Origin of the sequence: Mesorhizobium sp. M7A.F.Ca.MR.148.00.0.0 (genome assembly GCF_003997735.1) — a bacterium.
GTDB lineage: Bacteria > Pseudomonadota > Alphaproteobacteria > Rhizobiales > Rhizobiaceae > Mesorhizobium.
This window is the reverse complement of the sequence record NZ_RZTB01000016.1, coordinates 71620-87892: the sequence shown is the minus strand read 5'-3', so window position 1 is coordinate 87892 and position 16273 is coordinate 71620. Positions and strand designations below refer to the sequence as shown.

Annotated in this window: 16 protein-coding genes; 2 read left to right on the top strand and 14 right to left on the bottom strand. The window is 62.8% G+C overall.

The window, feature by feature from the left end; translation table 11 throughout:
- The 7 genes from EOB49_RS09005 to flhA all read right to left on the bottom strand — a co-directional run.
- The coding region (locus tag EOB49_RS09005) for a carbohydrate ABC transporter permease (RefSeq protein ID WP_164781629.1) at positions 1 to 610 on the bottom strand (610 nt) is incomplete at its 3' end.
- Position 611: 1 nt separating this feature from the next.
- Positions 612 to 1562, bottom strand: a complete 951-nt coding sequence (locus EOB49_RS09000) for a sugar ABC transporter permease (RefSeq protein ID WP_127271702.1) — start codon at positions 1560 to 1562, stop codon at positions 612 to 614.
- A gap of 94 nt (positions 1563 to 1656) precedes the next feature.
- Complete coding sequence (locus EOB49_RS08995) at positions 1657 to 2982, bottom strand: ABC transporter substrate-binding protein (protein WP_027038230.1); 1326 nt, start codon at positions 2980 to 2982, stop codon at positions 1657 to 1659.
- Between the two features lie 36 nt (positions 2983 to 3018).
- Positions 3019 to 4104: a sn-glycerol-3-phosphate ABC transporter ATP-binding protein UgpC gene (ugpC, locus tag EOB49_RS08990; RefSeq protein WP_127380765.1), complete on the bottom strand. Its 1086-nt coding sequence runs from the start codon at positions 4102 to 4104 to the stop codon at positions 3019 to 3021.
- Between the two features lie 179 nt (positions 4105 to 4283).
- On the bottom strand, positions 4284 to 4667 hold the full coding sequence (locus tag EOB49_RS08985; RefSeq protein WP_127326667.1) for a hypothetical protein: 384 nt from the start codon (positions 4665 to 4667) through the stop codon (positions 4284 to 4286).
- 2 nt (positions 4668 to 4669) lie between these two features.
- Positions 4670 to 5422 (bottom strand): flagellar biosynthetic protein FliR, encoded by a 753-nt coding sequence (fliR, locus tag EOB49_RS08980; protein ID WP_023810025.1) that lies wholly within the window; start codon positions 5420 to 5422, stop codon positions 4670 to 4672.
- Entirely contained in the window at positions 5419 to 7506 is a 2088-nt protein-coding gene (gene flhA / locus EOB49_RS08975; protein ID WP_127380764.1) for a flagellar biosynthesis protein FlhA, read from the bottom strand. Before flhA ends, fliR begins: the two co-directional genes overlap by 4 nt.
- Before the next feature lie 594 nt (positions 7507 to 8100).
- On the opposite strand from flhA, the gene EOB49_RS08965 reads away from it, so the two are divergent.
- Positions 8101 to 8400, top strand: coding sequence for a putative quinol monooxygenase (locus EOB49_RS08965; RefSeq protein ID WP_127380762.1), 300 nt, complete (start codon positions 8101 to 8103; stop codon positions 8398 to 8400).
- A 134-nt stretch (positions 8401 to 8534) separates the two neighbouring features.
- Complete coding sequence (locus tag EOB49_RS08960; protein WP_127380761.1) at positions 8535 to 10316, top strand: chloride channel protein; 1782 nt, start codon at positions 8535 to 8537, stop codon at positions 10314 to 10316.
- A gap of 43 nt (positions 10317 to 10359) precedes the next feature.
- Here the strand turns inward: EOB49_RS08960 and EOB49_RS08955 are convergent, their stop codons facing one another.
- The 7 genes from EOB49_RS08955 to flgK form a co-directional block, all read right to left on the bottom strand.
- On the bottom strand, positions 10360 to 12003 hold the full coding sequence (locus EOB49_RS08955; RefSeq protein WP_127380760.1) for an MFS transporter: 1644 nt from the start codon (positions 12001 to 12003) through the stop codon (positions 10360 to 10362).
- Positions 12004 to 12233: 230 nt separating this feature from the next.
- Positions 12234 to 12500 carry a flagellar biosynthesis protein FliQ gene (gene fliQ, locus EOB49_RS08950; protein ID WP_023810020.1) on the bottom strand — a complete coding sequence of 89 codons (267 nt, stop codon included), beginning with the start codon at positions 12498 to 12500 and terminating at the stop codon, positions 12234 to 12236.
- A 24-nt stretch (positions 12501 to 12524) separates the two neighbouring features.
- Positions 12525 to 12932, bottom strand: coding sequence for a flagellar hook assembly protein FlgD (flgD, locus tag EOB49_RS08945; protein WP_013529774.1), 408 nt, complete (start codon positions 12930 to 12932; stop codon positions 12525 to 12527).
- A complete protein-coding gene (flbT, locus tag EOB49_RS08940; protein ID WP_127380759.1) occupies positions 12932 to 13375 on the bottom strand; it encodes a flagellar biosynthesis repressor FlbT in 444 nt (147 codons plus the stop codon). The genes flgD and flbT overlap by 1 nt, the downstream gene beginning before the upstream one ends.
- Positions 13372 to 13719 (bottom strand): flagellar biosynthesis regulator FlaF, encoded by a 348-nt coding sequence (flaF, locus tag EOB49_RS08935; RefSeq protein WP_023810018.1) that lies wholly within the window; start codon positions 13717 to 13719, stop codon positions 13372 to 13374. The genes flbT and flaF overlap by 4 nt, the downstream gene beginning before the upstream one ends.
- 31 nt (positions 13720 to 13750) lie before the next feature.
- Positions 13751 to 14794 (bottom strand): flagellar hook-associated family protein, encoded by a 1044-nt coding sequence (locus EOB49_RS08930; RefSeq protein WP_127269451.1) that lies wholly within the window; start codon positions 14792 to 14794, stop codon positions 13751 to 13753.
- Between the two features lie 4 nt (positions 14795 to 14798).
- Positions 14799 to 16253, bottom strand: coding sequence for a flagellar hook-associated protein FlgK (flgK, locus tag EOB49_RS08925; RefSeq protein ID WP_127380758.1), 1455 nt, complete (start codon positions 16251 to 16253; stop codon positions 14799 to 14801).
- Between the last annotated feature and the right edge of the window lie 20 nt (positions 16254 to 16273).

Genomic DNA, 16273 nt, shown 5'->3' with positions numbered 1-16273 from the left:
GGATTTGCCAGCGGCTCGCGCCGTCCATCAGCGCGCATTCTTCCAGTTCGAAGGGGATCGAGCGGAAGTAACCCATCAAGAGCCACGTGCAGAATGGAATGAGGAACGTCGGATAGGTGAGGATCAGCGCGAACGGCGTATCGTAAAGCCCGAGGTTGAACACCATTACCGACAGGGGAATGAACAGTATCGAGGGCGGCACGAGATAGGCCAGGAAGATCGCCAAGCCGACCTGCCGCGCCCCGGAAAACCTCAAGCGCTCGATCGCATAGGCAGCGAACACCGCGGCCAGCAGCGACAGGAAAGTTGAGGCGGTCGAGATGATGATCGTGTTGAGAAGCCAGCCCGGATAGGATGTGTCGAAGAGCAGATACCGAATATGCTCGAGTGTCGGATTGACGACCCAGAACGGATTGAAATTGGCATAATCCGTCATCTCGAGATTGGGTTTCACTGCCGTGATCGTCATCCAGTAGAACGGGAACAGCAGCACGATGACGAAGATCAGGAGCGGCAGATAAACGGTGACCACGCGCCGGGGCAGGCTCTGGAGATAGCCCATGCCGCCTTCATCCGTGTTCGGACGATTGTTCGTTTCGATCGCGGCCATGTCAGTCTCCACCGCCCTGCTGCCATTTACGACGTTGCAGCCCGAAATAGCTGAAAAGGATCGCCGCTAGCAGGAACGGGATCATCGCGACCGCGATCGCGGCTCCCTCGCCAAGCTGGCCGCCGGAAATGCCGCGCTGGAACGAGAGCGTCGCCATCAGATGGGTGGCATTCACCGGCCCGCCGCGAGTCAGCACATAGATCAGCTGGAAATCGGTGAAGGTGAACAGGACCGAAAAGGTCATGGTGATGGCGATGATCGGCGTCAGCAGCGGCAGCGTCACATAGCGGAACAACTGCCAACGGCTGGCGCCGTCGAGCGTCGCGGCCTCGTAAAGCGATTGGGGAATCGTCTGCAGGCCGGCCAGCAGCGTGATGGCCACGAAAGGAATGCCGCGCCAGACATTGGCAGCGATCACCGAGGCGCGCGCGTTCTCCGGATCGCCAAGGAAATTGATGCGGTGATCGATCAGTCCCATTTCCATGAGCGCCCACGACAGGATGGAGAACTGCGAATCGTAGATCCACCAGAAGGCGATGGCCGAGAGCACCGTCGGCACCACCCACGGCAGCAGGACAATCGCGCGGAAGAACGATTTGAAGGGAAGGTTCTGGTTGAGGATGAGCGCCAGCCAGAGGCCGAGCGCGAATTTCAGGATCGAGGCGCTGATCGTGTAGAGCAAGGTGTTGAAGACGGAGAGCCAGAAGACGGCGTCGCTCCACAGATATTCATAGTTTTCGACGCCGATGAAGATGCCGGGGCGGCCGATGCGGGCATCGGTGAAGCCGAGCCAGACGCCGAGCCCCAGCGGATAGGTCAGGAAGACAAGCAGCAGTGCAGCCGCCGGAAGCATGAAGCCGAAGCCAAGTGCGTTCCGGCTTTCGCTCCAGCGCGACAGGATCCGTGAGAAGATCGAAGGTCGCGGCTGGATAGCAGCTGACGGCACGGCCATGGGTTGGCTCCTGCTGAGGTCTCATTGATAGGCCGGATCGGCCGCGACGCAATCCGAAGCCAGCCGGGCAGCGGCGCTGCCCGGCTGAGCCGGCTCAAACGCGATAATAGCGATTTGCCCGCTTCTCGGCCTCTTCCATTGCCTCTTGCGGCGTGGCCTGGCCGGTCACCGCTTTGGCGAACATGTCGACCAGCACGTAGTCGGCCATGGTTGCCGCCGAGGCATAGCCGAGCGGCCCGGCATAGCCGTTAGGCCGCAGAGTAGCCGAAGCCTTGGCGTAAGCGGCGTTGTTGGGATCGGCAGTCCACACGGGGTTGTTGTCGAATGCCTTCAGTGTCTGGCAGCAATATCCGGCCGAGGAGGTGATCCAGTCCTTCATTTGCGGTTCCTCGAACATGAACTGCAAATACGCCTTGGCCGCGTTGGGGTAGGGCGTGTAATTGAAGATGACGGCCGTGGTCACCTGGAACAATTCGACGGATTTGCCGACAGGACCGATGGGCAGGTTGGTCGTGCGTATGTCCTTGGCGATTTCAGCCAGCTTTGGATCTTTGTCCTTGTTGATCTTGGCCGTGTTGTAGGCGGAAATTCCATTGGCGATCACCCCCAGTTCGCCGGCCAGGAAGGCGCGGTTGTTGTTGACGTCGAGCCAGCTTTCGGTGCCTGGAATGAAGGTCTTGTAAAGCTCCTGCGCGTATTCGATCGCCTTGAGGGTCTCGGGGCTGTTGATCGTTACCTTGCCACTCTCGTCGACCATCTGGCCGCCATGGCTCCACAGCAGCCAATGAGCATAGTTGTTGCCGTCGCCGACGCCATGACCATGCGTGAAGCCGGCCGGATGTCCCTTCGCTTGCAAGGCCTTGCAAAGTTCCAGGAAGCCTTTCGTGTCCTTGGGAAACTCCGAAAAGCCGGCCTCTTTCACCCAGCTTTCCCGATAGACGATGGCATTGCCGATCGTGGCCAGGGGCAGGCCGACGAACTTCCCGTCGCGTGTCGCATATTGCTTAGGTCCCTCGTGCCAGCCGCCATATTTCGAGCCGAGATACTCGCCCAGTTCGCTCACGTCGTGCAGCTTGTCGGGATATTGGTGCGGGTCATCGAACCAGACGAACATCAGGTCGGGGCCGGACCCGACATTTGCCGCGACCGCCGCCTTGGGACGAATGTCCTCCCAGCTTTCCTTGTCGACGCGAACCTCGACACCTGTCGCCTCGGTGAAGCGTTTGGTGTTGGCCAGCCATTGGTCCTCATCGCCCTGGACGAAGGGCGACCAGCGCAGCAGTCTAAGCTTGGCGCCATCCTCGGGTTTGTATTTCAGTCCGTCCTGGGCAAGGGCCGGAGAGCTGATGAACCGACTTCCCAAGGCACCCGCCGCCGCGCCGGCGGTGGTGCGGATCACGTCGCGTCTGGTGAACTTCATGCTCGTTTCCTCCTGTTGTTGTCCTTGCCTGTGGTCCTACTGATCGATACGTGTCTGGAATCTCTGTCCGGTTTCTGCGTGAAAGAGATGGATAAGGCTGGGCTCGGCCGTAAGCCGGATGGTTTCGCCCGGCGTAAAGGAATGTCGTTCCCGGAAATTCGCGACGATCTCTTCGCCGCCGGCTGTCCGGCCGATGAGCTGCACTTCGGACCCGGTTGGTTCAACCACCGCGACGGTGACCAGAATGCCCTGGTCGTCGGACAGCCGCAAATGCTCGGGCCTTATTCCCAGCACCACAGGCTCGCCATTGCGGATGGAAAGTGCCGAGGCCAACGGGACCGAAATCCCCCCGGCGCCGCGGAACGAGGGTGAGCCGTCGGTAGCGATCTCGCCCCTCAGCAAATTCATGGCCGGCGAGCCGATAAAGCTGGCGACAAAAAGATTGTTCGGCCGGTCATAGAGTTCCAGCGGCGGCCCTATCTGCTCGACGATGCCGTCATGCATGACCACGATCTTGTCAGCCATGGTCATGGCTTCGATTTGATCGTGAGTGACGTAGACTGTCGTGGTCTTGAGGCGCTGGTGCAGTTCCTTGATCTCGGCGCGCATCTGCACCCTGAGTTTGGCGTCGAGATTGGACAGCGGTTCGTCGAAGAGAAAGACCGCCGGATCACGAACGATCGCGCGGCCCATTGCGACGCGCTGGCGTTGGCCGCCGGAAAGCTGCCGAGGATAGCGAGCCAGCAACGGCACCAGCCCAAGGATTTCGGCTGCGCGGCGCACGCCGGCATCGCTCTCCGGCTTGGAAACTCCTTTGAGCATCAGCGAGAACGCCATGTTCTCGGCAACGGTCATGTGTGGGTAGAGCGCATAGTTCTGGAAGACCATGGCGACGTCGCGCTCCTTGGGCGCAACGTTGTTGACGACACGTTCGCCAATCGCGATCTGGCCGCGTGAAATCTTTTCCAGGCCGGCGATCATTCTGAGGAGGGTTGATTTTCCGCAGCCCGACGGTCCGACCAGAGTGACGAACTCACCGTCCTCGATGTTCACGCTGACCCCGTGCAGGATCTCGACAGCGCCGAATGATTTATAAACTTCGCCAATTGCGACAGACGCCATCGATCCTCCCAACAAATTCCCGCGACGTCGTCGAAGGAACAACGCTTCCGCTAGCGACAGCCCTGGCTCCTCCCAGGCTCACGCTAGGCCGAAACGGTAGCGCTACCAAACCGGGCTGTAAAGCGTTTACGGGAAAGCCGAACCTTGGAGGGTCCGCTTCGCGTACACAATACCCGCAGCTACTCCTGCGTCCGCTTCTGCGTGATCAGGTCCAGCCGCTCGCGGTCGGAGCGTTCGCGTTCGTCGCGGTTGCGTACGTCCTTGTAGGCGCGCTCGACCATGTTGGTGCGGGCGGTCGCCGCGGCGATGAGGCTGGCTTCCTGCCTGGCGCTCGCCAGGTTCGCTTCCTGGCGCACCACCGCCTGGGCAATGCGGCGATGGTAGAGATCGGGAAACAGGGCGGAGAGCGAATCGGCCTGGTCGAAATGGCCGACCAGTTCCCTCGCTTCGGTTTCGGCGGCACTGGCCGCCGCAAGGAAGGTGGCGTGGCGGGTTTCGTGCAGCGCCTTCAGCTGTTCCTGAACCTTGACCAGCTTCTTGAGGCGGTCCTTGCGCGTGCTCATTTCTATCTCGCCAATGTCAGATCGACGAAGCCGTCGACGAACAGCGACAGCATGGTGCCGACGGCGAAATAGAAGATGATCATGCCGCCGGCGATGATGAAGGGCTGGGAGATGAAATAGATCGGGATCTGCGGCGTCAGCTTGTTGACGAAGCCGATCGTCAGATTGACGAGAATGGCATAGGCGACGAACGGGCTGCCGAGGCGGATGACCAGGAAGAACGTGTCCGACACCGTGTCGGTGACATCGACGAGGGCGGCCTGCGGGTTGAAGAAGACGTTGACCGGCGCGACCGTGTAGGAGGAAACCAGCGCGCGTATTATCTCGTGGTCGAAATCGAAGACGAACAGCATCAACAGCGCCGAGAACGAGATGATTGCGGCAAGGGCTGCCTGGGGTTCGGGCTCCTCGATCGCCGGTCCGCCGGTCCCGCCATAACCGACCAGCATGGCGATGGCCGAGCCCATGAAGCGCAGGGCTTCCATGTAGAGCCTGGTCATGGCGCCGATCAGGCCGCCGACCAGAAGTTCCGAAATGATCATCGGCACAAGGATCTGCGGGCGCGGGTCGACGAAAGGAAAGATCTTGTCCCACAGGAAGGCAAGCAGGCCGCCGGTGGCGGCGACCGCCACGAACAACCTGACCTGGACCGGGACGCGGGCGCTGGAGAGGCCCGGCATCAGCATGAAACAGGCGCCGATGCGGCAGAAGGCGAGGAACGCCGCGATGACGACGCCTTGCGACAGCACGCTCACGATATGGTTCCGAGCACCTTGATCTCGACGCCCTTGGCGATTTCGACATGGCTGAGCACCGGAAGTGTGGTGAACAGGCGCTCGATGATCATGCGCACATAGGGGCGGGCGTCGGGCGCGGTGACGAGGACGAAACGCTCGCCGGCTTCCAGATACTTCTTGATCGCCTTGGTGGCGTCCTGGCCGAACTCCTCGAGCTGGCGCGGGTCGATGTCGAACTCGCGCACCTCACCCTTGGCGTCGCGCTTGAGGCTCTGGTGGAAGGCGAGATCCCAGCGGTTGCCGAGGCGCAGCACTTTCAGCACGCCGCCCTCGGACAGGTCGCCGCATATCTGCTGGGCCATGCGGATGCGGACATGCTCGACAATCTGCTCGGTGCGGCGCACATGCGGCGCGATCTCGGCGATCGCCTCGATGATCAAGTGCAGATTGCGGATCGAGACGCGCTCGGCCAGCAGCAGCTTCAGCACCGCCTGCAGGCCGGGATAGGAGATGTGCGTGGTGCAGATCTCGTCGGCGAGCTTGCGGTATTCCTGGTCCTGGCGTTCGAGCAGCGCCTTCATGTCCTTGTAGGACAGAAGCTGCGGCAGGTTGTTGCGGATGACCTCGGAGAGATGGGTGAGCAGCACCGACATGTTGTCGGCGAAGGTGTAGTTCTCGCGCTTCAGATCCTCGGCGAAGGCTTCGACGATGGAATAGGCGCGCATGCCGAAGGCCGGCTCGCGGATTTCCTCGCCCGGTATCTCGGGTATGTCGCGATTGCCGAGCAGCACCATGATCTCGCCGACGCGCATCTGGTATTCGGCCACTACGGTGCCGTGCACCTTGATCTGGTAGCTCTTCGGCGGGATGGCGAAATCGTCGGCGACACGCACTTCCGGCACCACGAAGCCGTACTGGGTGGCGAATTTCTTGCGCATCTTGCCCATGCGGAAAACCAGTTCCTGATGCGACGTCAGCAGCCTTGTCGACAGCTGCTTGCCGATCAAAAGCTCGATCTCGGCGGTGGCGAGCGAAGCCTTGACCGAGTTCTTCTCCTCCTCGACCTTGGTTGCCTTTTCCTGGTCCTTGATTGCCTCGGCTTCGGCGACGGCGCGGTTGGCGCGCATCGGGATGACGTAGCCGAGGCCGGCCATGCCGGCGGCCAGCGCAAAGAACGGGAACAGCGGCAGGCCGGGCATCAAGCCGAGCAGCACCAGCAGTGATGCCGCGACATAGAGGGCGCGCGGGTGGGCGCCGAGCTGGCCGAACACCGCCTGGTTGGTCGAGCCGCGGGTGCCGCCCTTGGAGACGAGCAGGCCGGCGGCGAGCGACACGATCAGGGCCGGGATCTGGGTGACGAGGCCGTCGCCGACCGACAGCTTGATGAACACGTCGGCGGCTTCGCCCATGCCCATGCCGTGCCTGATGTAGCCGATGGCGATGCCGCCGACGATGTTGATGGCGGTGATGATGAGGCCGGCGATGGCGTCGCCGCGCACGAACTTCGAGGCGCCGTCCATCGAGCCGAAGAAAGAAGATTCTTCTTCCAGCTCGCGGCGGCGCAGCTGCGCGGTCTTGTCGTCGATCATGCCGGCCGACAGGTCGGCGTCGATCGACATCTGCTTGCCGGGGATGGCGTCGAGGGTGAAGCGCGCGCCGACTTCGGCGATACGCGTGGCGCCCTTGGTGATGACGATGAAGTTCACCACGATCAGGATCATGAAGACGATCAGGCCGATGACGAAGTCGCTGGCCATCACGAGCTTGGAGAAGCCGGCGATGACATAGCCGGCCGCATGCGTGCCTTCATTGCCGTGCGACAGGATCATGCGCGTGGTGGCGATGTTGAGCGACAGCCGCAGCATGGTGGCGATGAGCAGCACGGTCGGGAAGGACGAGAAATCGAGCGGCCGCTGGATCCACAGCGCCACCATCAGGATCAGCACCGAAAGCGCGATCGAGAAGGCGAGGCCGACGTCGATGAGAAAGGCCGGAATCGGCAGGAACAGCACGGCCAGGATGATGACGATGCCGATGGCGAAGAAGACGTCGCGGCCGTTCTTGGCCACCGCGCCGGGCTGAATGCTTTCGCTGATCGCCATATCGTCCTCAAACCCCATAGACTGCCGAGCGCGCGACAGCCCTGTGAGGGTAGCCCGCCAAGCTTGCGCGAGGGTGGGAGGCTGGATTCAGCGCTGCGTTCAGCGGGGTTCAGCCGAACGCTTCAAGCGCCAGGACTTGGTTTGGCGTTGCGCGCGGACTAGCGCGCGCCTAGACAGCTTCGGCCAAACTTCATATCGTTTCGTGATGACAAAACTTACATTAAGCTCGGACTATTATATTGTGTCCGATGCAGATGGACTGTTTCAACACGGCGAGATTTTCCACATATCGCGTAACAAAGCTGGAGGATCGGTTAGCACCCGGGTTGGACGCTTTCATACATGGCGGCCGCAGCTTCATCCGGAAGGGTATTTCCCGCATTCCAGGCTCGATTGTCATGTCGATGATGATCCCCTCGCACCCGAACCGTCTTGGCTTGCGCGTACGCTTCTAGACGCGCTGATACAGCAGGGTGAGATATCAGAGCCAATTTGGTTGGGATGGCATAAAACCAAAGAGCTGGATGGTGAAGAACGAGGCCAGGTTTTTGACCTAGACTAAACACGTAGTCCCTGTTCTCGAAAGAAAACCACATGCTTCTGATCATTGGCACCATCCGCTTGCCGCCGGAAAAGCTCGGACAGGCAATGCCCGCGATGGAGCGCATGGTTTCCGGCAGCCGTGCCGAGTCCGGCTGCATCCAATATTCCTATGCGCAGGATGTTTTCGATGCCGGGCTCATCCGGGTCACCGAAGTCTGGAGCGACAGGGCGGCGCTCGACGCGCATTTCGCCTCGCCGCACATTGCGGACTGGCGTGCGAGCTGGCCGGCGCTTGGCATAGGCGAGCGCAACCTCGTGCTCTATGAAGCCGGCGAGCCCATGCCGACCTGAACGGTCCGTCAGCCGATCGATATCGCGCCAGCTGTCGCCAATATGGTGTCTGCCGGCATAGTGGTTGCCATGCCGTGCCGCCGGGCGTATCAGGCTGGCTTTCCACTGCCTTTCGATATCGGCGAGCCGCCCCGGTGCTTTCCAGAAACCACAGCGAAGTCTACGCCCGCCGGCTGCGCGCGGTGCTGGTCAGGTCGTTGCCCCTGCTCGAGGCACGCGGCATCGTGGTGGTCGTTCTCGCCGGTGTCGTAGGCGTGATGGCTGGCATATTGGTCACGGCGATGAGCCAGATCGTGCAGGACCTGCACGGGCTGCTGTTCGGCGTTCAGCCAGGCGGCCGGCTTTCCGGCATGTTCTCGCTCGCCAATCCGATGCAGGCGCTGATACCGGCGATCGGCGGCATGCTGCTGGGGCTGACGGTGGTCTGGCTCAGGATACGGAAATTCCGCACGCCGATCGACCCGATCGAAGCCAATGCGCTCTATGGCGGGCGCATGTCGCTGACTGACACCTTCATCATCGCCGGCCAGACGATGATCTCCAGTGGTTTTGGCGCCTCGGTCGGGCTGGAAGCCGGCTATACGCAGGTTGGCTCCGGGCTGGCATCGCGGCTGGCGGGCATCTTCAGGCTGCGCCGCAACGATGTCCGCATCCTGGTCGGCTGTGGTGCGGCCGGCGCCATCGCCGCCGCCTTCGATGCACCGCTGACCGGCGCCTTCTACGGCTTCGAACTGGTCATCGGCATCTACTCGGTTGCCAATGTCGCGCCAGTCTTGACAGCCGCGATCTGCGCCTCGCTGACGGCCGAGATGTTCGGCGGCGTGCCGTTTCCGCTCGAGCTTTCGGGTCTGCCGGCGCTCACCGCCAGCCAGTATGTGCCGTTCCTGCTGCTCGGCCTGCTCGGCGGTGCCGCCTCGATCGCCATCATGCATCTGGTGACACTGATCGAGCGCGGTTTCGCCAGGCTGTCGATCGATGCGGCGCTGCGCCCCGTCATTGGCGGCGTCATCGTCGGGCTGCTGGGGCTGATCACGCCGCAGGTCCTGTCCAGCGGCCATGGCGCGCTGCATCGCGAATTCTCGATGAATTACGGGCTGGCCGTGGTGGCCAGCGTCTTCGTGCTCAAGCTGGCGGCGTCGGCGGTCTCGCTGGGGTCGGGTTTTCGCGGCGGATTGTTCTTCGCCTCGCTGTTCCTCGGCGCGCTGCTCGGCAAGGCGTTCGCGGATGTGATGATTGTCGTCTCGCCGGCAACCGGCATCGACCCTGCCGTCGCCGCCGTCGTCGGCATGACGTCGCTCGCAGTCGGTGTCGTCGGCGGTCCGCTGACGATGACCTTCCTGGCGCTGGAATCGACCCGCGACCTGACGCTGACCGGCGTTGTGCTGGCCGCCTCGATCATGTCGGCGATCCTGGTGCGCGAGACCTTCGGCTACTCGTTCTCGACATGGCGCTTCCATTTGCGCGGCGAGACCATCCGCAGCGCCCACGATGTTGGCTGGATGCGCAGCCTCACAGTCGGCTCGATGATGCGCAAGGACATCAAGACCATCTATGCCTCGACGACGCTGGCAGCCTTCCGCAAGCAAGTGCCGCTCGGCTCTGCCCAGCGGGTCATCGCCGTGGATGCGGGCGATCATTATGTCGGCGTGCTGATCGTGGCCGAACTGCACAGCGATCCTTCCGATGGCGAGGTGCCGGTGCGCGATCTTGCCAAATACAAGGACGCGGTGCTGGTGCCGAGCATGAACGTGCAGGCCGCCGCGGAAACATTCCAGCGGGCGGGCGCCGAAGAACTCGCTGTCGTCGAGGATTTCACCGACCACATCGTCTTGGGGCTTTTGACCGAAGGCCATCTGATGCGGCGCTATGCCGAGGAACTCGACAAGGCGCGCCGGGACCTGTCGGGCGAGGGGTGACGGGACGGCCAAGCGGGGTGCCTGCGACAGTGGTTGCGGAGCCCTAATGCTCGATAGGTCCCTTGGCCATCACAAGCGCTGTGCCGGCGGTGGTCGGGCGTTCGATCATGCGCCGCACGCGGGGCGGTTCGTCGCCGCTGTGCAGGGCCCGCACGCGTTCGCCGATGACGGCGTCGGCATGGGTTATGCGTCCATTGTGCCTGATATATTCGATCCAGGTCGGCGTGTGATAATGCTCGATCCATACGGTGGGATTCTCGAGATCGCGCGCCAGCGTCCAGTTGCGGGCGCCGTCACGACGGCGGATGCGGCCGCGTTCGGCCATGATGGCGAGGAACTCCGGTTCGTCCTCGTGCCGGATCACATACTCGATCATGATGGCGATGGGACCGCTGCGCGGCTTCAGGTCAAGCGCCAAATGCGGTTCCTTGAAGCGATTGAGCGGATCGAGGTTGAGCACCTGCTGTTGCGGTAGCGGGAGCAAAAGACCGATGGCGCCGCCGGCCAGCATGGCGACGCTGGCTGCGATCAGCGCGGCTTCGGCGCCGTGCGCATCGGCGACGACACCCCAGATCCAGCTGCCGAGCGCGATGCCGCCGAAGGTCGCGGTCTGGTAGACCGACAGCACCCGGCCGACCACCCAGCGCGGCGTCGCCATCTGCACCGTGACGTTGAAATGCGAAAGCGCGATCACCCAGCAGGCGCCGCCGACAAGCAGGCCGAGCGACGTCTGCCAGGCATGCTGGCTGACGGCGGCATTGAAGGCGCAGCCGGCGAAGCCGGCGAAAGCACAGCGCACCATCGTCTCGCTGGAGAGCAACTGCCGCAGCCTGACGCTGATCAAGGCGCCGCCGACCGCGCCGATACCGAAGGCGCCGAGCATGATGCCGTAGGTCAGCGCATCGCCCTTGACGACATCTCGCGCCACCAGAGGCAGCAACGCAAGCACAGCGCCTGCACTGAAGCCGAACGCAGCGCCCCTGACCAGCACCTTGCCGATGTTGGGCGACATGGCGACATAGCGCAGGCCGGCGCCCATGGCAGCCCCCAGCGACTCGCGCGGCAAGGTCGATACCGGCACGCTCGGCTTCCAGCGCGCCAGCACGACGATCAGGCCGATATAGCTCACCGCGTTCGCCGCGAAGGCGGCCGCGGCACCGGCCGCGGCGACGATGATGCCGCCGATTGCCGGACCGACGCTGCGCGTCAGGTTAAAGCCCATCGAATTGAGGGCGACGGCTGCCGGCACCTTGTTGCGGGGAACGATATCGCCGACGGAGGCTTGCCATGACGGGCTGTTGAGCGCGGTGCCGCTGTCAATCAGGAAGGTGAAGGCAAGCAGCGTCCATGGCGTAATCAGGCCTGAATAGGTGAACAGGGTCAGAAGCACCGACACCACCAGCATGAAGGTCTGGGCGACCAGCATCACCGTGCGCCGGTCGAAACTGTCGGCGATGGCGCCGGCGACGAGTGCAAACAGCATGATCGGCAAGGTGGTCGAAGCCTGGACCAGGGCCACCTGATAGGGCGAGGTGGCGATCGTGGTCATCATCCAGGCGGCGCCGACACCCTGGATCAAGCCACCGAAATTCGAGACGAGGCTTGCGCCCCACACGGCGCGGAAAATGCCGTGCCGGAAGGGCGCCAGCGCCGAGACGCTCTCGCTGTCCGGCTTTTCGTCAATCATTTGGGGTTCCTGCCATGTCGTGCCTGCTCGTCAGACAATCCGTTTGCGCAGACCGTTTGCCGAAAGTAGGGCATGGCGCCGCAAAGGGCAAAAAAGCGCATGGTCCAACAATGGGATAGAGGCGGTCCAGGCCTTGTCCGCCGTGGGTCCGGAGGTGCCGCGGGGATCGGCGGCGTCTGTCCTCAGACAATTGCGAACGGCATGCCGCGGCACACCATCCTGGAACAGGCTCAGAAGCCGTTCTGGATGCGCTCGAAGATGACGTTGGTGAAGGCCGATATCTGGCTGCCGATGAAGGGGCCGGTCAACGCCACCACCAGCATGATCGCGACGATCTTCGGCACGAAGGTCAAGGTGATCTCCTGTACCTGCGTCAGCGCCTGGATGAGGGCGATGCCGATGCCGACCGCCATGGCGACCAGCACCACCGGAGCGGACGCGACGAGCACCGTCCACACCGCGTACTGGACGATGTCGAGAGCGTCGGCCTCATTCATGGGACTGGCTCTCTGTCGAAAGCGTCAGCTTGCTGCCTTGACCGAGACTCCCGGACCGACCGCAACTTCGGTGCCGTTCTGCAGCACGGCGATGAGACCGTTGCTGGCGAGGCGCACCGAAGCCACGGTGCCCGTGGTCAGGCCGTCGGCGGAGGTGATCGAGCGCCCGATCAGTGCGTCGGCCTGCGACAGCGCCGAGGACTGCATGATCTGATTGAGCTTGGTATTGGTCTGCACCGACTGCTCGACCTGAGAGAAGGTGGCGAGCTGGGCGACATATTGCGTCGAATCCATCGGCTTGGTCGGATCCTGGTTCTTCATCTCGGCGATCAGAAGCTTCAGGAAGGACTGGTAGTCGACTGCTGTCTTCGAGGTCGAGGCCGTGGCCTGATTGGCGCCGGTCGGAATCGTCGTCGTCATGTCCACGTTCATCAGTATCGTGCTCCCACGGCCAGCGGGCGCTCGGCACCCAAAACATCGTCATTACCACCCAGCGCACGGCGTTCGAGCGGATAAAGCGCGCGGATCGCCTTCAGCGCCTCGTAGATATGATCCTCGCCGACCATGCGGTCGATCTGTTTCAGCGCGCTGCAGATCTGGGTGTCCTCGAAGCTTGCCAGAAGCAGCGGCAGCGAACGGCGGAACATGTCGCGCGCGGCGGCGGCGCCGGCCGGGTTCATCAGCATGACCTGCAGGATGAAATAAAGCTGCTTGAGCGGCGTCGAGGCATCGTCGGCCTGAATGACGTGGCTTTCGAGCAGGAACTGGACGTCGTTCATCAGTTCGACGGTGACCTTGCGGTCGACCCGGATGACGGCGCCGTTGATGTAAATCTTTTCGTTCGGCCTGAGCGATATCTTCAGCGTGTTGGTCATTGAATGCCGTCCCTGATGATCTGGGACACCTCGATCAACCCTTCGAAATTGTTGGTGCGGCCCTGACGGATGTCCTCCGCCTCGCGCAGCAGCCACAGGCCGATGGAAATGAGGTTGGCGCGCAGTTCCTTGGGCAGGGCGTTGTCGCTGGAGCCAAGATCCTCGACGAAGGCGGTCCAGACGCGGTTGGTGAAGTGAAGCGCCTCGATCGCTTCCATCGAATCGTGGCCGGCCGCTGCTGCCGCCGCCAGCATGTCGATCGAGCGGGTCAGAAGCTCCCGCTCGCGGTCCTTCGCGTCGGCAACGGAGTTGCTCTGGATGTCGGCGTAGGAGAATTGGTACATCGTTGGGGCTCTACCGTTCCGTTAAGCGTTGTCAGGTCAGGTAATTCAACAGGCTGAGCTGCTGCAGGCGTGCGGTCAACGCGAAAGACGTTTCGATGTGCTGTGTCAGGTCCGCGACCCGTGTCGCGGCTGCCGCCGGATCGACGGCTTCCAGATCGAGAATGTGCCGTTCGAAAAGGTCGACCTGCGTTTTCATCCGATCGTTGGCATCGGAAACCCGCTTCTGGACGATGCCGGTCTCGGATTGAAGCTGGCCAATGCCGCTCAGCGCTTCGCCGACCAATGTGGTGGAGCGGCTGACAACCGTATTCTTCGCCGCCTGGCTGATGTTGCTGGACATCAGGCTGCTGACCATGGCTGCGGCCATGGCGAGTTTCTGAATGCCATCGCTGTTGGCGCTGGTCGAAGTCGGTGTGGTTTCGTTGAGTGCGATGCGGCTGACGATCTGCTGGTCGGTGGCGTTCGACCAGTCGCCCTGCCAACCCGCGCCCGTGAACAGCGGCGCGACATCGTTGGTGATGAAATCGTCCATCTGGGCGGCCGTGATGTTGGCCGCTGCCGGGTCGTCCTGGGTGAAACCGAAATTGGTGAGGAAAGCGGTATCGAATGCAGCCTTGGCGGGAGAGCCGGCAGCCGTGAAATCGTTGATCGGCTTGACGTCGGTGTTGGTGCCAGCAAACAGATATTCACCATTGACGCTGGTGTTGAGGATCGAGGTCAGCTGCTGGATGGTCGCCTTGCCGGAGTCCCGGGTGAGGCTGTTGGACGAGTCGCTTGAGGAAGCGGTGGTCAGGGCGGACAGGAAGGTCTGAGCGGCGCCGGAGAGCTGGCCAAGCGAGGTCTGTGTCGAGGAAAGCCTGGCGCCGACCAGGCCGTTGGAATCGATAATGACGTTGAGCCGGTCGAGATCGCGCGAGAAGGTGACGGACTGGGCGGTGCGCCCTCCGAGAGCCAGCCCGACATCGGCGACCCTGCCGGTCGACGCTTCCTTCGTGGCTTTGACGAGTTCGGCCTGCATGCGCATCTGCTGGGAGCGCATGGCATTGGAGATTGCGGCCGAGGAGACTGAAGTCATGGAATTATCCCACCGCGTTAAGCAAGGCCGTCAGCATGTCGTCGACGGTTTTCATCATCCGGGCCGATGCCTGGTAGGTGTGTTCGAGGTCGAGCAGCAATGACATTTCCTGGTCGACATTGACCCCGGTCGCGTTTGACAGCGCTTCGGCGCTGCGCGATGCCAATGCCTCCTTGGCGTCGGAGGCGGTCGAAGCCTGCTGGCGCACGCCTTCGAACCAGCCGATCGAATTGGCCGCGTAGTCGGATACGCTGGATGTTGCCGAAACCCCTGCGGCGGAGTCGAAAGTCATCGGCTGGTCGAGCCGGTCGCCATAGGCCACCAGAAGGGTGGAATAGGATGCGCCGCCGCCGGTGTTGGCGACATAGGCAGCACCATTGGCGCCGCCGTCGCGCAGCAGCGTCGGATTGCCGCCGGTGCTCAGGTCCATCGCCGAATTGACGCGGATGGACGCGGCAAGGCCGTTGACCAGCGTGCCGGCGGCCGGCACTGCCGGCGCCCCCGACCAGGTGAACAGCCCGGCGGCATTGGCCATCGAGGGTGCGGTCTCGGCAAAGGCGGTGATCAGGCCACGCGCGGTCTCGTCGAGCTGGCTCTGCATGGTCGAGGCGACGCCGTCGCGCAATTGCAGCAGGCCGGCAAGCGTGCCGCTGGCGCTGGTGTTGCCACCGGCTCCCGCCGAGATCGGCACGTTGTCGATGTAAACGGCGTTGCCGGCGGCACCCGCGGTATAGCCTGCCGACGCCGCGAAGGTGACCGTGCGCGGTATCGTCTCGAACAAAGTCGTGCCGTCGCCGGTGGTGATGACCATGTCATTGTCGCCTCGCGTGAAGGTCGACACCGGGACATAGTTCGAAATCTTCTTCAAAAGCGCGTCGCGCTGGTCGAGCGCATCGGAAACGTCGGTGCCGGAACGGGTTCCGGACATGACCGCCGTGTTGGCATCCTGGAACTGGCTGAGCAGCGAGTTCAGGTCATCGACGGCCGTGGCGATCTGGCCGTCGGTCTGGGTGCGGAAATCCTGGACTGCCGTGGAGCCCTCATTGAGCGAGCGCACGACCTGCTTGGCGGCGTCGATGACCGAGGCGCCGAGGTTCTGGTTCGACGGCGAGGTGGCGTAGAGCTGCAGCGCCTGCTGCAGGTTGGCGATCGCGGTCGAGGGCGAGGACGCATTGTCGACGCCATTGACCGCGACGCCCAGCTGATCCATGCCGCTGTAGAGCGCGTTCTGCCCGCTCCAGGCCGATAGCGCGCCGAGATTCTGGCGAAACAAAAGCTCGTTGGCTGCGCGCTGGATATCGACCGAACGCGCGCCCGGCGCCGTGCTGGTGACGACGGCCTGGCGCCGCGAATAGTCCGGGTTGGAGGCGTCGGCGACGTTGCGCGAGACAACGCTTGTCTGTCGCGCGGTGTTCATAAGCGCCGACTGGGCGATACTCAATGCGGTAGACAGTGACATGCGGGTCTTTCGCGGGCGAC

Excerpts from the sequence above, each read along its gene's own strand:
- EOB49_RS09000 (WP_127271702.1), bottom strand. The coding sequence starts at position 1,562 with ATGGCCGTGCCGTCAGCTGCTATCCAGCCGCGACCTTCGATCTTCTCA.
- EOB49_RS08995 (WP_027038230.1), bottom strand. The coding sequence starts at position 2,982 with ATGAAGTTCACCAGACGCGACGTGATCCGCACCACCGCCGGCGCGGCG.
- ugpC (WP_127380765.1), bottom strand. The coding sequence starts at position 4,104 with ATGGCGTCTGTCGCAATTGGCGAAGTTTATAAATCATTCGGCGCTGTC.
- EOB49_RS08985 (WP_127326667.1), bottom strand. The coding sequence starts at position 4,667 with ATGAGCACGCGCAAGGACCGCCTCAAGAAGCTGGTCAAGGTTCAGGAA.
- flhA (WP_127380764.1), bottom strand. The coding sequence starts at position 7,506 with ATGGCGATCAGCGAAAGCATTCAGCCCGGCGCGGTGGCCAAGAACGGC.
- EOB49_RS08965 (WP_127380762.1), top strand. The coding sequence starts at position 8,101 with ATGCTTCTGATCATTGGCACCATCCGCTTGCCGCCGGAAAAGCTCGGA.
- EOB49_RS08955 (WP_127380760.1), bottom strand. The coding sequence starts at position 12,003 with ATGATTGACGAAAAGCCGGACAGCGAGAGCGTCTCGGCGCTGGCGCCC.
- fliQ (WP_023810020.1), bottom strand. The coding sequence starts at position 12,500 with ATGAATGAGGCCGACGCTCTCGACATCGTCCAGTACGCGGTGTGGACG.
- flgD (WP_013529774.1), bottom strand. The coding sequence starts at position 12,932 with ATGAACGTGGACATGACGACGACGATTCCGACCGGCGCCAATCAGGCC.
- flbT (WP_127380759.1), bottom strand. The coding sequence starts at position 13,375 with ATGACCAACACGCTGAAGATATCGCTCAGGCCGAACGAAAAGATTTAC.
- flaF (WP_023810018.1), bottom strand. The coding sequence starts at position 13,719 with ATGTACCAATTCTCCTACGCCGACATCCAGAGCAACTCCGTTGCCGAC.
- EOB49_RS08930 (WP_127269451.1), bottom strand. The coding sequence starts at position 14,794 with ATGACTTCAGTCTCCTCGGCCGCAATCTCCAATGCCATGCGCTCCCAG.
- flgK (WP_127380758.1), bottom strand. The coding sequence starts at position 16,253 with ATGTCACTGTCTACCGCATTGAGTATCGCCCAGTCGGCGCTTATGAAC.